Annotated in this window: 1 protein-coding gene; it reads right to left on the bottom strand. The window is 45.9% G+C overall.

Going from position 1 to position 279, the window contains the following annotated elements:
• Window positions 1-279: RelA/SpoT AH/RIS domain-containing protein (locus tag A3739_RS08495; RefSeq protein ID WP_156502484.1), on the bottom strand; the 279-nt coding region annotated here is incomplete at both ends.

The following is a 279-nucleotide window of genomic DNA, read 5'->3' on the forward strand; positions in this document are numbered from 1 at the left end:
GGTTTCACTGATGTTTTCCCAGCTTAGGTTGATGCTGCTCATTGAGCGTTCAAGCAGGCTCTTACCAAGAGATAGATTTTCTTCGTGTTGCTTCAGCTTGATAAAGTGACGAATACTACTTTTTGCCTTGCCTGTGGTGACGATATTTAGCCATGCAGGGCTTGGTTTTGCGCCTGGAGCCGTAATAATTTCTATCGTTTGACCGCTCTGCAAAGGCTCGCTTAATGAGGCAAGTTGTTTGTTGATGCGACAGGCGACGCATGCATTTCCAATGTCAGT

This window comes from Oleiphilus sp. HI0067, assembly GCF_001635735.1.